We start from the raw sequence: 15,320 nt of genomic DNA on the forward strand, positions 1-15,320 counted from the left end.
GATGCAGGCGGCCCGGGCGGCCCGGGCCACGGCCGCGTCGTCGGCGCCGGGATTGCCGAAGCGGATGTTCTCCAGGATCGAGGTGTGGAAAAGAAAGATGTCCTGGGAGACCATGCAGACGGCGGAGCGGAGCTGGGCGGCAGCGATGTGCTGGAGGTCCCGGCCGCCCAGGAGGATCAGCCCGGCGTCCGGCGACAGCAACCGCATGCAGAGGTGGCAGATGGTGGTCTTGCCCGCGCCGCTCGGCCCCACCAGGGCCGTGATCCGGCCTTCTGGGATCGTGAAGGAGGCGTCCCTGAGGACCGGTTCGCCCGGCTCGTAGGCGAAGGAGACCGACCGGAATTCGATGGACCCTTTTGGCATCTCGTCCGCCCTCGGGAAGACCGCCTCGTCGTGGGCGGGCTCGGGGGGGATGTCCAGAATCTCCCGGATGCGCGCAAAGGCGACCTTCGACTTCTGCATGGCGAGGAACCCGTCCATGAGCCCCTGGAGGGGTGAAAACACCCGCCCCTGGTAGATGGAGAAGGCCACCAGCCCGCCCACGGTCATCCCGCCGTCCAGGACCAAAACCCCGCCGTACCCGAAGACCACCAGGGTGTTGACGATGATGAAAAGCGTCGGCACCGATCCCGACACGGCCCCCAGGACCTGGTAGCCGAGGAGGAACGAGAGGAGCCCCTCGTGCTTCTCCGACAGCCGGCGGGTTTCGGCCTTACGGACGCCGAAGGCCCGGATCAGGTGGGTGTTGCCCAGGGATTCGAAGAGGAGCTGTGCCACGTCCGCGTTGGCTTCGGCCACGCTTTTCGACAGGTCCAGGACCCGCGGCCGGATGCGCCGGATGACCCAGAACCCCGCGGGCAGGAGCGCGAAGCTCATGAGCGCCATCCGCCAGTTGAGCCCGAGCAGGATGGCCGCCGTGATGACGCAGGTGAGGAAATTGAAGAGGAAGTGGGGCACCATGTCGGTCAAAAAGGCCTGGAGGTCCGCCATGTCGGAACCGATGCGGGAGTAGAGGTCGCCGATCTTCCGCCGCGTGAAAAACTTGAGGGGGATGCGGTGGAGGTGCCGAAACATGTTTTCGCGCATGGCAAACAGCAGCCGCGCCGAATAGCGGGTATAAAGATAGCTGTTCCCCACGCGGAGGATGAAACTGAAGACGAGCAGACCGATCATGACGCCCAGGATGATAAAGAGGAGCCTGCCCTGGCCGCCGATGAGCACCCGGTCAATGAGGATCTTGGAGAAATAGGGCTGGATCATGCCGAGGGTCGTGCTGACCACGCTCAGGACCAGGGACAGGAGGATGGCCTTTCGGTAGGGCGTGAGATAGGGAATCAGGTACCGGAACTGGGACGCGAAGGAGGTGTCGGGGTGTATTGGATCAAAATCGGTCATGGGAGGAAGATACCCATACGGGGGGGGTCATTCAACCACTGCCTGGGTCCATTTTTCAAGCTCGGCTATCAACGGCGGAAGGTCTTCCTTTATGGTTTTCCAGAGGATGTCCAGGTTGATGTCAAAGTAAGCGTGCACCAGCCGGTGTCGCATGCCGATGATATCCTCCCAGGGAATCTGCGGCAGACCGTCCCTTCCGGTTTGGCTGACCTGGCACGCCGCTTCGCCGATAATTTCAAGGTCCTTGACAATGGCCAGCACCAATTGGCGGTCGCCGTTCAGGTCGACGCGCATTCGACCTTTTGCGAAGCCGGCGGCTTCGTGTGCGGCGTCCAGCATGTGCCGCAGGCGAACGATATCATCCTTTCGCATACTGGACCTCGGCCTCCGCCATCACTTGCAGGCGAAAATATCGGCTCAGATCTTCAGGCGTGCGGAGATCCACCTTCCTGCCCCCCAGCAGGGCCGACAGTTCCCGCTCCATGCGCGCGATTCCGAAAAGACCGGGGATATGCCCGGGTTCGAACTCGACGAGCAGGTCAACATCGCTGTCGGGGCGAAAATCCGGCCGCAGCGCTGAGCCATATAGCGCAAGACGCCGGATATGCCGCTCGCGGCAATACGATTCCAACTGCTTTTTCTGGATTTCTATCCGCACCATGACCCCGCCTCCGTAAGGATGAAACCGTCGATTTTTCATAGCATGGATACCCTCGTGACGCAATGAATCGTGATGGGCGTGAGCCGCAGCTGTCTTCAGGATCTCCTTCAACCATTTCGAAAGTGGCACATGTGCCCCCTGTCGCAGAACTGCGGCGTGTTCCGGAGGGAGCGGGCCAGGGCCGGGACGGCGTCGGCGTCCATGCCCCCGTTGACGGCCTCCACTACGGTTTTCACGAGCTGGAGGCTCCGCATCTTCCGGAGGAACGAGGCCTCCCGTCCGACGATCTTGACGGCGGTAACGCCCCAGTCCCGGAACCGGCCGAACCAGCAGAGGCTGCACGGCCCGTTGGGGAGGCCGTCGGGCTGGGACGACGAACCGCAGTTGTTCTGGTACCAGAGGTATTCCTTGAGGTTCCGGCAGGCGTGGTCAAGGCTTTCATTTTCCATGGAACCGGACGCGGAGGCCGGTTCCGCCACCTCCCAGTCGGTCAGGCAGAAGGGGCCCAGGGTGTGGGTGGTCTGGCAGAATCCCTCCTCGAACATGCAGCCGTCGTTGACGGCGAAGACCTCGAACTCGACGCCGGCGCCGGCTTCCGTGACCAGCCGTCCGATCTCCCCCAGCCGGAGCTGCCGGGGCAGAATGATGCGGCGGATACCCAGGGACCGGTAGAAGGGCACGGCCTTTGCGTTGAAGCAGCTCCCGAGGCTGCTCAGGTGGAGCCGGACCGGGAGGGACGCCTCCGCGAGGTGGAAGAGGAGGTTCATGTCCGAGACGATGTAGCCGTCGATGCCGAGCTCCGCCGCCAGCTTCTGGCAGAGGCGCAGCACGTAGCCGATGCTCTCCGCGGGGTAGAAGGGGGCGTTGAGGGTCAGGTGGACCGGGACGCCTCTGGCGTGCGCCGTTCCTACGGCGCCCCGGATGTCGGCAAAGGTGATCAGGTTGGCGCCGTCCGGGCTGCGGCGGTTCATCCAGAACCGGTTGCCGAAATGGGCGTGCCACTCGGGGGTGTCAATGCCGCAGTAGAGCTCATCCGCGCCACAATGGAGCAGCATCTCCACCTCCTCGGGCCGGCTGAAGGGGGCCACGATCTTCACAGGGCCGCCCCCTGGTAGACGAGGCGGAGGCCTCCTTCCCCGGCTGAACGAAGAAGCCGGGCGGTGATCTCCTCCGGGTAGAGATAGAAGATCGTGTTGCCGCTCTGCCGGAGAGGGAAGGCCGCATCCGGATGACGGAGGGCCAGGGGGCGGCCCTCGCAGATACGGCCGCAGGCCAGGGGCGGCCTGAAATCCGCTTCGCGGCCCGGAGCGAAGGTCGACGGCCAGCAGACCCGGCCGGTGGTGACATATCCGAAGGGGAAATAGACGGAGACCGCCAGAGGCCCCACGTCAAAAGCCGTCCTGGGGTCATAGGGCATGAGATCCCGCTCCAGGCGATGGACGCCCAGGGCCGCCGCCTTCTCCCGGAACCGGGGCTGGTCGAAGGTCGCGTGTTCAAGGAAAACCCGGTCGGCGTCGCCCGCCGCAAGGACCTTCTCCGGCGACCCCAGCCGGGGATCCTTGAATCCCTTGTTGAGGAGACGTCCGAGGGCAATCGGCAGGCGGGGAAAATGTTCTCTCAGGAAGAAGAGCAGCCCCCAGTCGTTGACCGTGATCTCCGCCGGAGACGATGCCTCGCCCAGGCATTCGAGCACCGGGGCCACGCTGTCGATCTGGTCGTCAGTCAACACCGGCGTCAGCAGATTGAGGCCCATCCCCGCGAGCCCGGCCAGCCGGACGAACTCCCTTGCGGCTGCGGGCGACGGCAGCCGGTTCGCGCAGAACTCGTCGCCGATGTACCACCGGTCGATCACCGGCTCCCCGGCGGGGAGCAAAGGACGCAAAACGTCCCCGGTCAGCCCTTCATAGAGGGATTCGATATGCTCCCGGACGGACAGGGTCTCGCGGACCTGCGCCGTCCGCCGGATGTGGAAGGAAATACCCATCCCCCCGCGCCTAATTCTCGGCCGGTGTGATGACCTTTTCGTAGAATTTCTGGCCCTTGCGCATCTCGTGGTTGTGGCAGTCCTTGCAGGGCTGCCCCGTGATGTTCTTGATCAGCTTGCTGTGGATGCGCTGCTGCTCGCTCTCCCGGTGGTTTTCGATGTTCTTGCAGTTGAAGCATCGGCTGTTGGGGACATGGCTCCAGTATCCGGGCTCCTTCCCTTCCTCCAGAAAGAGCGGCTCCTCCTTGGGTTTGATGGGTTCGTCAGGGTCCCGCTCCATGTGCGCCACCAGGAGCCGGACGGCGGAGAGGTTCATGTCCATCCAGCCCTTGAATCCTGCGTCAAAATGGCATCCGGCGCAGTTGTTGTGGTTCTTGGCCGCCCCGGATTCCTCCCATTTCTGGATCGGGTCCTTCATCTCGTGGCAGACCGTGCAGGTCTTGTCCTGGAAATACCGGACGGAAAACTCGTGGGAGGCCAGAACAACGGCCGGGATCAACACCAGTAGCACCAGCAGTATCTTATACAATTTCATAAAACGTTTTCCTGCAACAGGGTGAAGAGGGTTTTAATAGGGCGTCAGACAAAAGGGCAGGCACGGGGGCCTGCCCCTACGGTTATATTCCCATGTAGGGGCAACCCCCCGTGGTTGCCCTCCGTGTCGGTGAAATCCTGTGACAAACGGTGCAGGGCAGGCACGGGGGCCTGCCCCTACGGATCATTTATTCGTCCGACACCATTATTTTTTGGTCAGGCGATGGGCGGTGACACCGTCTCCGGCCAGGGGGATGACGGTTTTCAGCGCCAGAGTCTCCGTGTCATAGACGGACATGTCCGCGCCGGCCGGCCCCACATAGACCTTCTTCCCGTCGGACGAGAGGGAGAGGGCATAGTTGGTCCCGGTTTCGAGGAGGACTTTCTTGACCGTCTCGCCGGTGGCCATGTCGACCTTGATGAGCTCGTCCATCACGGCATAGAGAAACTTCTTGTCCGGAGAGACCACCGTGGAGTAAGCGAACCAGACATCCTTGGCGGCCAGGGTCGCGACGGTCCCCGCGTTCTTGTCGATGATGAAGTATCCCATGCCCGTGGGTGTATAGTAGGGGTTGGTGAACAGGCCGTGGTCGTCGGGGCTGTTGTTCTGCCAGATCACCAGGGTGTTCTTGACAGCCTGCCCTTCCTCGGGGTTCAAAACCCCCATCATCTTCTCCATTTCGCCGGTCTCGAGGTTCAGCTTGTGGATGTCGAGCCCCACCAGGATCACGTGCGCCGGATCGTTTTTCAGGGTGACGACGCCGCTCATGGCCGCGGGGATGGGGTGGTTCTTGACCATCTTCCGCGCTGCCAGGTCATAGATGACGAACTGGGGCGGCATCACGTTGAGCCGGGGGATGTTCTGCTTCTTCTTGACGATGGAGCAGCTCAGGTAGAGCCGGGTGCCGTCGGCCGACACGTTGAACCCCAGCACGTCGACTTTGTTCAGCTCCGACGAGAGCTTATGGGTGTCGACCAGGGTGTTGGTCTCCGTATCGACGACGTAGATGGAATGGACGGCGTTGAGGTAATACCGCTTGCCGTCCGGCGACAGCATGGCCCCGATGATGTAGTCGTTGTAGGAGAGCGACCCGACGATGGTGTCCGAGTCGCAGTCGATAATCTGGAGGGTGTTGACCAGGGGAACATACAGAAAATCCTTTGCCGCTGCGGGAAGGGTCCAGCAGACGGCCGCAACCAGGGACAGCAGCCCGGACAATATGCGAACAGCGTGGCGTCTCATATCCTTCTCCTTCCCTATTTCTTGATGACGAAATTGAGGTTCCGCCAATCCTTCTCGATGGACTGGCACTGGTTCTGGAAATCCGGGAAATTGGTGATGTTGTCCGGCGTCTGGGCCGGCCACCAGCAGGGGCCGGAACAGCTCGTGAAATCCCTGGCGCTCGACACGCAGTTTCCCATGGGCGTCTCGGGCCGGGGGTTGGTCTCCCATCCCGTGTCGAAGATGGTCGTGCAGCCGATGGGCATGCTCGTCATGATGTTTTCTCCCATGCCGAAAACCTCCTGCTCGTCCAGCCGCTTCGCCTGCTTGTTGACCGGCGTCAGCCCTTTTTTCTTCTTCATCTCCATAACTCCTTCCGATTGCAGCTATATCGTCCTGCTGTGGAGCGGGGCATGCCCCCTCAGCATCGACAGTTTATCCAGATAGTCGGGACACGCCGGAAACAGCCGGGCGTAGACGTCCAGGCCCATGGCGGTCCAGGTTTTGATCCATTCGCAGTAATGGCGGTTGGGCGCCGTAAGGCTGCCCTCCCGCGTCAGTGCCTCGTGGTAGCAGCCGCCCGCGCAGACGGCCCGCACCCAGCAGGACCGGCATTCGCTCTTCCGGTCCACGCCCGCCATGGCGCGGAACCGGTCCACTTTGGCGCGGTCGAGCCCGCCCTCGAGGTCTCCCATTCCCCCCTCCTCCCGGCCGGTGAGCCGCTGGCAGAGGTAGAGCCGGCCATCGGGGCTCACGGAAAACAGCCCGAGCCCGGCGCCGCAGGGGTGGGTTTTCACCTCCCCCTCGTGGAGCGCCACCAGGAGGTCGACCAGGTTGGTGAACCCCAGGAAATCCCCGGCGAGGGCCGTTTCCAGGAACCGCGCCGACAGCAGGCGGAACTGGTCCAGGAGCCGCTCCATGGCGGGCGCATCAAGCTGGAAGGCCCGGTCGTCGGTGGTCACCGGCGCAAACCCGGCCTCGGAAAACCCCATGGCCAGCAGGTGATCCAGGGTCCGGGGGACATGGTCCGGCGCGCCCGCCACGGTCACCCGGGCCACCACGGGCTTTTTCCGGGGGGCGGTCAGCAGCGCCCGCACCCCGGGCAGGATGGCCCGGTAGGAGGGCGACCCGTCCGGAAACCGCCGGAAGCGGTCGTGGACCGGCTCGATGCCGTCCATGCTGACGGTGACGCCGATGTCGTTCGCGTGCAGGAAGGCGATGGCCCGGGGCGTGAGGAGGGTGCCGTTGGTGGTGACGGCGAAGCTCACCTTCTTGCCCGCCTCCGTCGATCGTTGCCGGGCATAGCCTACGGTCTCGGCCATCAGCGGGAGGTTCAGGAGCGGCTCGCCGCCGAAGAAGACCAGCACCACCTCCTCCAGGCCGGCCGAGGCGTCCATCAGGAAATCGACCGCCCGCTTCGCCGTCTCCACCGGCATGGCCCGCCCCCGGCCCGCATCCGGTCCTTCGGCGGACGCCGATCGGCCGTGGTAGCAGTAGGTGCAGCCCAGGTTGCAGGCGTCGGTCACATGGAGGACCAGGGTCTTGAGCGGAACCTCCGGCGTCCGGGCCGCCCGTGCGACATCCGCCGGTTCGGCCTCCCGCAGGATGACGCGGCGGGCCAGGAGGTTTTCCAGTTCCGCCCATGCCTCCGACGCCGGGGCCTGTCTTCGGGCTTCGACGGCCCGGGTCAACGCCGCGGCGTCCGCGCCGTAGCGGCGGATCCAGTCCCGCGTCTCCCGGTCCGCCTCGAACAGGGCGTTGTCCCGGGAGAGGTAGAGGAAATGGCGGCCCCCGGACGTAAACAGGCGGTGATCGGCGATGCGATAGGTCTGCATGGGCACCGTCCGGCTACTTGATGTGGGTGACGAAATCCGGGACCGTCACCCCCAGGAGCGCCCGGTCCTTCAGCACCGCGTCACCGGCCGCAAGGGAGGCTTCCACGGCGATGAGGCCGACACCCTCATGGTGCTGCTTCCGCTCTGCGATGGGGCCGTAGGTGGTGACAGGCGTGTAGAGGCCGCCGTCGATGCCGGTGGCCAGGTATTTCAGATCGTCGTCGCCCTCGCGGGTCTTTTCTTCATCGAGCTTCCAGTCGACATCCACCGGATCGAGCATCACGTCATCCCCGGTGTCGGGCTTGCCGTCCGCGCCGAAATGGACACCCCGGGCCACGAACTGGACCCCCTGGGGCGGATAGGCCTCGCCGCTGGATACCCGGGCCCGGCCGATGTGGGGCAGGATCCGGATGCCGTCCATCCTGTCATACAGGATGACCGGGTCGGCATAGGCCGCATCCTTGACCTTGAGGGTGGCCGTCCGGAGCGATGCGCCGCCGACGGTGATCTTGCAGACAATTTTGTCCGGGCCGCTCTCGGAAACCGACTTGACGCTCACCTCCGGGTCTGAAAAGACGATGTCGGCCGGCGCAAGTCCTTCGGGAAAACCGGCGCCCACGAGGGTCAGGGTCTGCTCCAAGGCGGGGTCCGCCTTGAAGGACTGGGGAAAGGCCGCGAGAACGCCCGGCTTCTCGCCCGCCGGGATAAACTGCTCGTTGCCGAAGGCGTTGGCATCCTGCACGACGGCCCACCACTTGCCCTGGAAGCGCATGGTGGCGGCATCCTGGTCGAAGACGCCCTCGACCCGTCCGGTGAGGGGCGTGGGGGCGAGCGCGTACCGGAGGTGATACCCGCTGAAGAGGGTCCCCGTTCCGCGCTGCTTCAGGACGACGCCGGAGGCGTACCGGACCTCCCGGCTGACGCGGTATTCATCCGCGCCCTTTTCCGCGTCGGGGGCGAACTCATACCAGCCCTCGTAAACACCCAGGCCCGGCTGGTATCCGGCCACCCGCCAGCGGCCGCCCAGGTCCACGGGCTTTCGGCCGTCCATCCAGGCTTTCCACTCGGGGGCGTCAAAGGGAAACAGCCTGGCAAGCTCCGGGATCAGGTCCTTGGATTCCTTTGTCCAGTCCATCTCCCGCATCTGGGGGACCGACGTGGGGTAATAGCCCAGGTGCAGGTTCCGGTTTTCGTTCCACTGGCTTTCGGTCATCCGGTGGGAGGCGATCTTGCCGTAGGTGTGGCACCGGACGCAGGCGGTGAAGATCCGCTTCTCCATGTCGGAGCCGGGGACCTCCCGATACTGGCTGTTCTCGTCGCTGTTGTAGTAGGCGACCCCGGCCATCTCCGCAGGGGTCAGGCCCAGGTGCGCGGAGAGTTCCTTGACAACCGGGTGGAACTTGGCGTCGTCCAGGACGGCGCTGTTGAGGCGCGTCATCCGGATGATGACGTTCTTCCACTCCTCGGGCGATTTCCGGGTCTCTTCAATAACCTCCAGCCGGCCGCTCTCGTCCGGCTTGTGGCAGGCCCCGCAGTGCTGGCGCACCAGGGACGTTTCCGTAAACGGCGTCTGCCCGAAACACGGCCCCGCCGTCAGCCACAGCCCCGCCGCGGCAAGCCACGGCAGGATCCTCACGGCAGGCGCCACTCGCTTTGTTCTCATACCCATCACGCGTGATCCTCCTTCTTCTTCTCTTCGGTGATTCACAGGGAGCCGACGGGGTTCCGGCCGCCGCCCCGGTCCGCTGCCAACGCGGCCGAATAATGAACATTGTCCATAAATTCAAATCAAGTTGAATCATTAAACCAGGTTCATCAGGCATGGAGAGTGTATCAAAACCGATCATCCATGTGAAGCAAATAATGTGCCCGGAGCGCATTTTACCCTATCTAATTGATATTTTTTACAATATTTCCATAACTGTTGTTGTCGGAGCCTCTCTGGATTCGACAAAATTGAAAAAAAACAGGGCGTAAAAACGACAAGAATGTCATCATCATCCGGGCCTGGATCCTCCCGCCGGGTCCATGCCCCGATTCCCTTACTTGAAAAACGCCGAAGAGGCCCCATTATATCCCTTGTCCGATCATCACCGACAACGCGCCGACGCGCCAAAAGGAACCCATGAAACGCAACCCGAAGCCCGCTTCGCCCGCCGAGCCGACCCTGGCCGAACGGCCCCTGAAGTTCCAGAGACGCCGCCTGAAACCCGCGTCCTCCGGGGAGCTGGATGCCATCATCGTCAAGGGCGCCCGGGAGCACAACCTCCAGAACGTCGACGTGGAGCTGCCCAAGAAAAAGCTCATCGTGTTCACCGGGGTCTCGGGGTCGGGCAAGTCGAGCCTGGCCTTCGACACCATCTTCGCCGAAGGGCAGCGCCGGTACGTGGAATCCCTTTCCGCCTATGCCCGCCAGTTCATCGGCCAGATGGAGAAGCCCCGGTACGACACCATCCGGGGGCTCTCCCCCACCATCTCCATCGAGCAGAAATCGGCGAGCAGGAACCCCCGCTCCACCGTGGGCACCATCACCGAGATCTACGACTACCTGCGGGTGCTCTTCGCCCGCATCGGCGATCAGCACTGCTACCGGTGCGGCAGCCGGGTCGGCCGGGGGGACGCCCAGAGCATGATGATCCAGATCCTGGAGATCCCGCCCGGAGCAAAAATTCTGATCCTCGCGCCCGTCGTCGAGAACCGGAAGGGCGAGCACCGGCAGATCTTCCGGGACCTGGCCCGCGACGGCTTCTCCCGGGTCCGGGTCAACGGCGTGGTCCTGGACCTGGAGGATGTCCAGGGCCTGGAAAAGCACAAGAAGCACACGATCGAGGTGGTGGTCGACCGCCTTTCGGTCAAGGAGGACGAGCCCTTCCGGAAGCGGCTCACCGACTCGGTGGAGTCGGCCCTCCGCCTGGGCCGGGGGAAGCTCGTCGTCCATATCGTGGGCCGGGAGGACCTCAAAATGAGCGAGGCCCGCTCCTGCTGCGGCATCGCCTACCCCGAACTCGATCCGCCCCTCTTCTCCTTCAATTCGCCCCAGGGCATGTGCCCGGACTGCAACGGCATCGGCAGCGAACTCTCCATGGACCCGGACAAGATCGTCCCGGACCGTACCCTCACCATCCGCCAGGGGGCGGTGGTCACCTGGCGAAACTATTTCCTCAAGGCCGACAACGGCAGCCGGTCCTGGGGGCTCAACAAGCTCACGGCCATGTCCCGCCGGTGGGGGATCGATTTCGACGCGCCGTGGGAAAAACTCCCGAAAAAACAGCGGGACCTGGTCCTCTTCGGCTCGGGCGAACGGGAGATGACGGTCCGGTGGGATTCGGAGAAGATCCAGGGGGACGTCACCATGGCGTGGGAAGGCGAGGTCAACACCCTCATGCGGCGCTACCTCCAGACCCAGTCCGAGGGCCAGAAGAAATGGTACGCCGCTTTCATGTCCGAAAATCCCTGCCGCACCTGCGGGGGCCGCAGGCTCAAGCCCGAGGTCCTGGGCGTCCGGGTCGGCGGCCGGTCCATCATGGACATCACGGCGATGACCATCGCCCGGGCCCACGCCTTCCTGAGCAGCCTGCCGCTTGCCGGCAACCGGAAGCTCATCGCCGACGAGCTCCTCAAGGAGATCGTCGGGCGCCTGGGGTTTCTGCTCAACGTGGGGCTCGACTACCTCTCCCTCGACCGGAAGGGCCCGACCCTCTCGGGCGGCGAATCCCAGCGGATCCGCCTGGCCTCCCAGGTGGGCTCGGAGTTGACGGGCGTCCTCTACATCCTGGACGAGCCGTCCATCGGCCTCCACCAGCGGGACAACATCAAGCTCCTGGAGACCCTCCAGCACCTGCGGGACATCGGCAACACCCTCATCGTCATCGAGCACGACCAGGAGACCATGGAGGCCTCCGACTGGATCGTGGACATCGGCCCCGGCGCCGGGCTCCTGGGCGGCCGGATCGTGGCCCAGGGGCCGCCCGGAGAGATCCGGAGGAACCCCGTCTCCCCGACCGGGCGCTTCCTGGCCGGCATCGAGCGGATCCCCGTCCCCGAAAAACGGCGCCGGCCGGAAGACAACGGAAACTGCTGGATCGTGGTCAACGGCGCTGCCGAGAACAACCTCGCGGACATCACGGCAAAAATCCCCCTCGGCCTTCTGGTGGCGGTCACCGGCGTCTCCGGGGCCGGCAAGTCGACGCTCGTCAACCAGATCCTCTACCCGGCCCTGGCCCGGCGACTCCACCAGTCCGCACTGGAGGTGGGAAAACACCGGTCCATCGAGGGCCTCGCCCACCTCAACAAGGTCATCAACATCGACCAGAAGGCCATCGGCCGGACCCCGCGGAGCAACCCGGCCACCTACACCAAGGTCTTCGACCCTATCCGGGATTTTTTCGCCCTCCTGCCCGAATCCCGGGCCCGGGGCTACAAAAAGGGGCGCTTCTCTTTCAACGTCAAGGGCGGGCGGTGCGAGGCGTGCAGCGGCGACGGCTACATCAAGGTGGAGATGCACTTCCTGGCCGACGTCTACGTCCCCTGCGAGACCTGCCGCGGCAAGCGCTTCAACGAGGCGACCCTCCAGGTGCGGTACAAGGGCCACGGCATCGCCGACGTCCTCGACCTCTCGGTGCGCCAGGCCCGGGATCTCTTCGCCAGCCATCCCCGGATCACCGCCATCCTGGACACCCTCATGGACGTGGGGCTGGGGTACGTCAAGCTGGGCCAGTCGGCCACGACCCTGTCGGGCGGCGAGGCCCAGCGCATCAAGCTGGCCCGGGAGCTGGCCCGGCGGGACACGGGAAAGACCCTCTACATCCTGGACGAGCCGACCACCGGCCTCCATTTCCAGGACATCCGGATGCTCCTCACCGTCCTCCAGCGCCTCGTCGACGGCGGCAACACGGTGCTGGTCATCGAGCACAATCTGGACGTCATCAAGACCGCCGACTGGATCCTGGACCTGGGCCCCGAGGGTGGCGGCGCCGGCGGCCGGATCACCGCCGAGGGCTCTCCGGAGGCGGTGGCCCGGTCGCCATACAGCTACACGGGCTATTTTCTGAAGGAGATGCTGAACGGGGTGGGTGAACTGACCCTTCACCGCGGCCGATGACGGCAAAACCCGCAGGAGCCCTCCCGGCGCAGCCTGTCTCCGCGCTTTTGCGGAATCGTTCGTATTGACATGACTTGATTTGTCGAATATGGATGTTTAGGGTTTTTGAATAACCGCAAAAACACGATATCACTTGCTTCCCGTATCCACCGCCATAAGCATCTCTTTGACACCCGGGTGATCCGGGCATGTCAGGCAACGTCAACCCATCCACAAGGTGACGCCCATGGCTGATTTTTCGCAAGACGACAGGGTGATGACCATCGACACCCCCCTGGGGAAGGACGAACTCCTTCTGATCGGGCTGGAGGGGGTGGAGCGCATGTCCGGCCTCTTTGAATTCCGCCTGGACCTCATCTCGGAAAACCACAACATCCCCTTCAAGAGCATCGTCGGAGAGAACGTCACCGCCACCCTGCTGCTGGCCGACGGCGGCAAGCGGTTCATCAACGGGATCATCTCGCGCTTTTCCCAGGGCCGCGGCGGGGGCGAATCCTCCACCAGCGACGCCCGGTTCTCCCGTTACGCGGCGGTCCTGGTCCCCTGGCCGTGGCTCCTGACCCGGACCGCCGACTCCCGGATCTTCCAGGAAAAATCCGTCCCGGACATCATCGAACAGATCTTCTCCGAAAAGAATTTCACCGACTACAGCCTCCGGCTCCACAGCAGCTACGACACCCGGACCTACTGCGTCCAGTACCGCGAGACAGACTTCAACTTCATCTCCCGCCTCATGGAAGACGAGGGGATCTTCTATTTTTTCGAGCACGAAAAGGGCAAGCACACCCTGGTCCTCGCCGATTTCCCGGGAGAGAACAAGCCCTGCCCGGAGCAGGAGGAGGCAAGGTACCAGATCACCGGCGGCGGCTGGCTGGAGGAGGATGTCGTCACCCGCCTCGACATGGCCCAGGAAATCCAGGTGGGGAAATTCGCCCTGAACGATTTCAATTTCGAGGTGCCCGCCACCAAGCTGCTGGTGGACGCCGCCGCCAAAAAGCCCCTGGGGCCGGGCGAGCGGGAGGTGTACGATTATCCCGGCAAATATGCCGTGAGAGACCGGGGCGACACCCTCGTCAACATCCGGATGGAAGAGCACGAGGCCCGGATGACGACCATCGAGGGCGCCTCCGACTGCCGGGCCTTCTTCTCCGGGTCCCGCTTCCGGCTCGTCGACTATTACCGCCGCGACATGGACAACAAGGAATACCTCCTCACCGCCGTAGCCCACAAGGTCTCGTCCCGGGGGGAATTTCCGAGCCTCGCCCCCGACCCCGCCGGCGCGGGGTTCACCTACAGCAACCAGTTCACGTGCATCCCCCACGAGGTGCCGTTCCGGCCCGGTCGGGAAACCCCCCGGCCGTTCATCCGGGGCACCCAGACCGCCATCGTGACCGGCCCCCCCGGCGAGGAGATCTACACCGACGGATACGGCCGCGTCAAAGTCCAGTTCCACTGGGACCGGGAGGGGAAGCGGGACGCAAACAGTTCCTGCTGGATCCGCGCCAGCCAGGTATGGGCCGGGGCGAGCTGGGGCGCCATGTACATCCCCCGCATCGGCCACGAGGTGATCGTCGACTTTCTGGAAGGCGACCCCGACCAGCCCATCATCACCGGCCGCGTCTACCACGGCACCAACATGCCGCCCTACGGCCTCCCGGGCGAGAAGACCAAATCGACCCTCAAGTCCAACTCCTCCCTGGGCGGCGGGGGGTACAACGAATTCCGCTACGAAGACAAGAAGGGTCAGGAGGAGATCTACCTCCACGGCCAGAAAGACTGGACCATCGTCATCGAGAACGACAAGAACCAGTCGGTGGGGCATGACGAAACCCTCTTCGTGGGCAACGACCAGACCATCTCCATCGGCAACAACCGGGACAAGACCGTGGGCGTCAACCAGACCGAGAAGATCGGCGCCAACAAGACCATCACCGTCGGGTCCAACCACGCCGAGACCATCGGCGCCAACATGAGCCAGACCGTGGCCGCAGCCAAGGCCGAAACCATCGGCGCGGCCAAGGCCCTCACCATCGGCGCGGCATACCAGGTCAGCGTGGGCGCCGCCATGAACGAGTCCATCGGCGCGATCAAGGCCGAGGAGATCGGGGCGGCCAAAACGGTCATGGTCGCCACCGACAGCTCGGAACAGGTCGGCAAGAACAAATCCGTCGACGCCGGGGACAGCATCAGCGAGAGCGCCGGGAAAAACGTCTCCATCCAGTCCGGGAAGCAGATGTCCCTGACCTCGGGGGACAACTTCAGTATCTCCGGTGCCAAGAGCGGCGTCATCGAGATCAAGGACCAGCTCACCATCAAGGTCGGCAAGGCCGTCATCACCCTCAAAAAGAACGGCGACATCACCATCGACGGCAAGACCATCAACGTGAAGGGCAGCGGCAACATCGTGATGAAAGCCAAGAAGATCCTGGAGAACTGACATGCAGAGAGCCCTGGCGGAAAATGTGCGGGAGATCGCCGCCCCCGGCGATCCCGAAGAGCGGATCGACGGGGTGCGCATCGGCACGGTGGCCTCGATCGATGCCGGCGGCACGGTGCGGGTCGACACCCCCGGCAGCCGCCTCGGCCCG

General features: G+C 64.0%; 12 protein-coding genes. 2 read left to right on the top strand and 10 right to left on the bottom strand.

Annotation, left to right across the window (positions count from 1 at the left end; genetic code table 11):
* The 10 genes from ACEW8N_RS21060 to peaA form a co-directional block, all read right to left on the bottom strand.
* A partial coding sequence (locus ACEW8N_RS21060) for an ABC transporter ATP-binding protein (RefSeq protein WP_373501840.1) occupies nt 1-1,395 on the bottom strand: 1,395 nt, incomplete at its 3' end.
* 27 nt (nt 1,396-1,422) lie between these two features.
* Nucleotides 1,423-1,767, bottom strand: a complete 345-nt coding sequence (locus ACEW8N_RS21065; protein WP_373501841.1) for a DUF86 domain-containing protein — start codon at nt 1,765-1,767, stop codon at nt 1,423-1,425.
* A complete protein-coding gene (locus ACEW8N_RS21070) occupies nt 1,754-2,056 on the bottom strand; it encodes a nucleotidyltransferase family protein (protein WP_373501842.1) in 303 nt (100 codons plus the stop codon). The genes ACEW8N_RS21065 and ACEW8N_RS21070 overlap by 14 nt, the downstream gene beginning before the upstream one ends.
* A 107-nt stretch (nt 2,057-2,163) precedes the next feature.
* On the bottom strand, nt 2,164-3,153 hold the full coding sequence (locus ACEW8N_RS21075; RefSeq protein ID WP_373501843.1) for a peptidase U32 family protein: 990 nt from the start codon (nt 3,151-3,153) through the stop codon (nt 2,164-2,166).
* Entirely contained in the window at nt 3,150-4,040 is an 891-nt protein-coding gene (locus tag ACEW8N_RS21080; protein WP_373501844.1) for a hypothetical protein, read from the bottom strand. The genes ACEW8N_RS21075 and ACEW8N_RS21080 overlap by 4 nt, the downstream gene beginning before the upstream one ends.
* Nucleotides 4,041-4,050: 10 nt before the next feature.
* Complete coding sequence (locus tag ACEW8N_RS21085; protein ID WP_373501845.1) at nt 4,051-4,575, bottom strand: NapC/NirT family cytochrome c; 525 nt, start codon at nt 4,573-4,575, stop codon at nt 4,051-4,053.
* 204 nt (nt 4,576-4,779) lie between these two features.
* Complete coding sequence (locus tag ACEW8N_RS21090) at nt 4,780-5,817, bottom strand: hypothetical protein (RefSeq protein ID WP_373501846.1); 1,038 nt, start codon at nt 5,815-5,817, stop codon at nt 4,780-4,782.
* A gap of 14 nt (nt 5,818-5,831) precedes the next feature.
* Nucleotides 5,832-6,158 (bottom strand): quinohemoprotein amine dehydrogenase subunit gamma, encoded by a 327-nt coding sequence (gene qhpC, locus ACEW8N_RS21095; protein ID WP_373501847.1) that lies wholly within the window; start codon nt 6,156-6,158, stop codon nt 5,832-5,834.
* Nucleotides 6,159-6,182: 24 nt separating this feature from the next.
* Nucleotides 6,183-7,631, bottom strand: a complete 1,449-nt coding sequence (locus ACEW8N_RS21100; protein ID WP_373501848.1) for a radical SAM protein — start codon at nt 7,629-7,631, stop codon at nt 6,183-6,185.
* A gap of 13 nt (nt 7,632-7,644) precedes the next feature.
* Entirely contained in the window at nt 7,645-9,300 is a 1,656-nt protein-coding gene (peaA, locus tag ACEW8N_RS21105) for a quinohemoprotein amine dehydrogenase subunit alpha (protein ID WP_373501849.1), read from the bottom strand.
* Nucleotides 9,301-9,756: 456 nt separating this feature from the next.
* Here peaA and uvrA point away from each other — a divergent pair, with 456 nt between their 5' ends.
* Together uvrA and ACEW8N_RS21115 are read left to right on the top strand one after the other, a co-directional pair.
* Nucleotides 9,757-12,732, top strand: a complete 2,976-nt coding sequence (gene uvrA, locus ACEW8N_RS21110; protein WP_373501850.1) for an excinuclease ABC subunit UvrA — start codon at nt 9,757-9,759, stop codon at nt 12,730-12,732.
* A gap of 226 nt (nt 12,733-12,958) precedes the next feature.
* The gene (locus ACEW8N_RS21115) at nt 12,959-15,169 is read left to right on the top strand and encodes a type VI secretion system Vgr family protein (protein ID WP_373501851.1); all 2,211 of its coding nucleotides are present in this window, start codon (nt 12,959-12,961) and stop codon (nt 15,167-15,169) included.
* Nucleotides 15,170-15,320: the final 151 nt, after the last annotated feature.

This window comes from Desulfococcus sp. (genome assembly GCF_041737845.1).
Taxonomy (GTDB): Bacteria; Desulfobacterota; Desulfobacteria; order Desulfobacterales; family Desulfococcaceae; genus Desulfococcus.

Coding starts and splice junctions, on each gene's coding strand:
- ACEW8N_RS21065 (WP_373501841.1), bottom strand. CDS start 1,767: ATGCGAAAGGATGATATCGTTCGCCTGCGGCACATGCTGGACGCCGCA.
- ACEW8N_RS21070 (WP_373501842.1), bottom strand. CDS start 2,056: ATGGTGCGGATAGAAATCCAGAAAAAGCAGTTGGAATCGTATTGCCGC.
- ACEW8N_RS21080 (WP_373501844.1), bottom strand. CDS start 4,040: ATGGGTATTTCCTTCCACATCCGGCGGACGGCGCAGGTCCGCGAGACC.
- ACEW8N_RS21085 (WP_373501845.1), bottom strand. CDS start 4,575: ATGAAATTGTATAAGATACTGCTGGTGCTACTGGTGTTGATCCCGGCC.
- ACEW8N_RS21090 (WP_373501846.1), bottom strand. CDS start 5,817: ATGAGACGCCACGCTGTTCGCATATTGTCCGGGCTGCTGTCCCTGGTT.
- qhpC (WP_373501847.1), bottom strand. CDS start 6,158: ATGAAGAAGAAAAAAGGGCTGACGCCGGTCAACAAGCAGGCGAAGCGG.
- ACEW8N_RS21100 (WP_373501848.1), bottom strand. CDS start 7,631: ATGCAGACCTATCGCATCGCCGATCACCGCCTGTTTACGTCCGGGGGC.
- peaA (WP_373501849.1), bottom strand. CDS start 9,300: ATGGGTATGAGAACAAAGCGAGTGGCGCCTGCCGTGAGGATCCTGCCG.
- uvrA (WP_373501850.1), top strand. CDS start 9,757: ATGAAACGCAACCCGAAGCCCGCTTCGCCCGCCGAGCCGACCCTGGCC.
- ACEW8N_RS21115 (WP_373501851.1), top strand. CDS start 12,959: ATGGCTGATTTTTCGCAAGACGACAGGGTGATGACCATCGACACCCCC.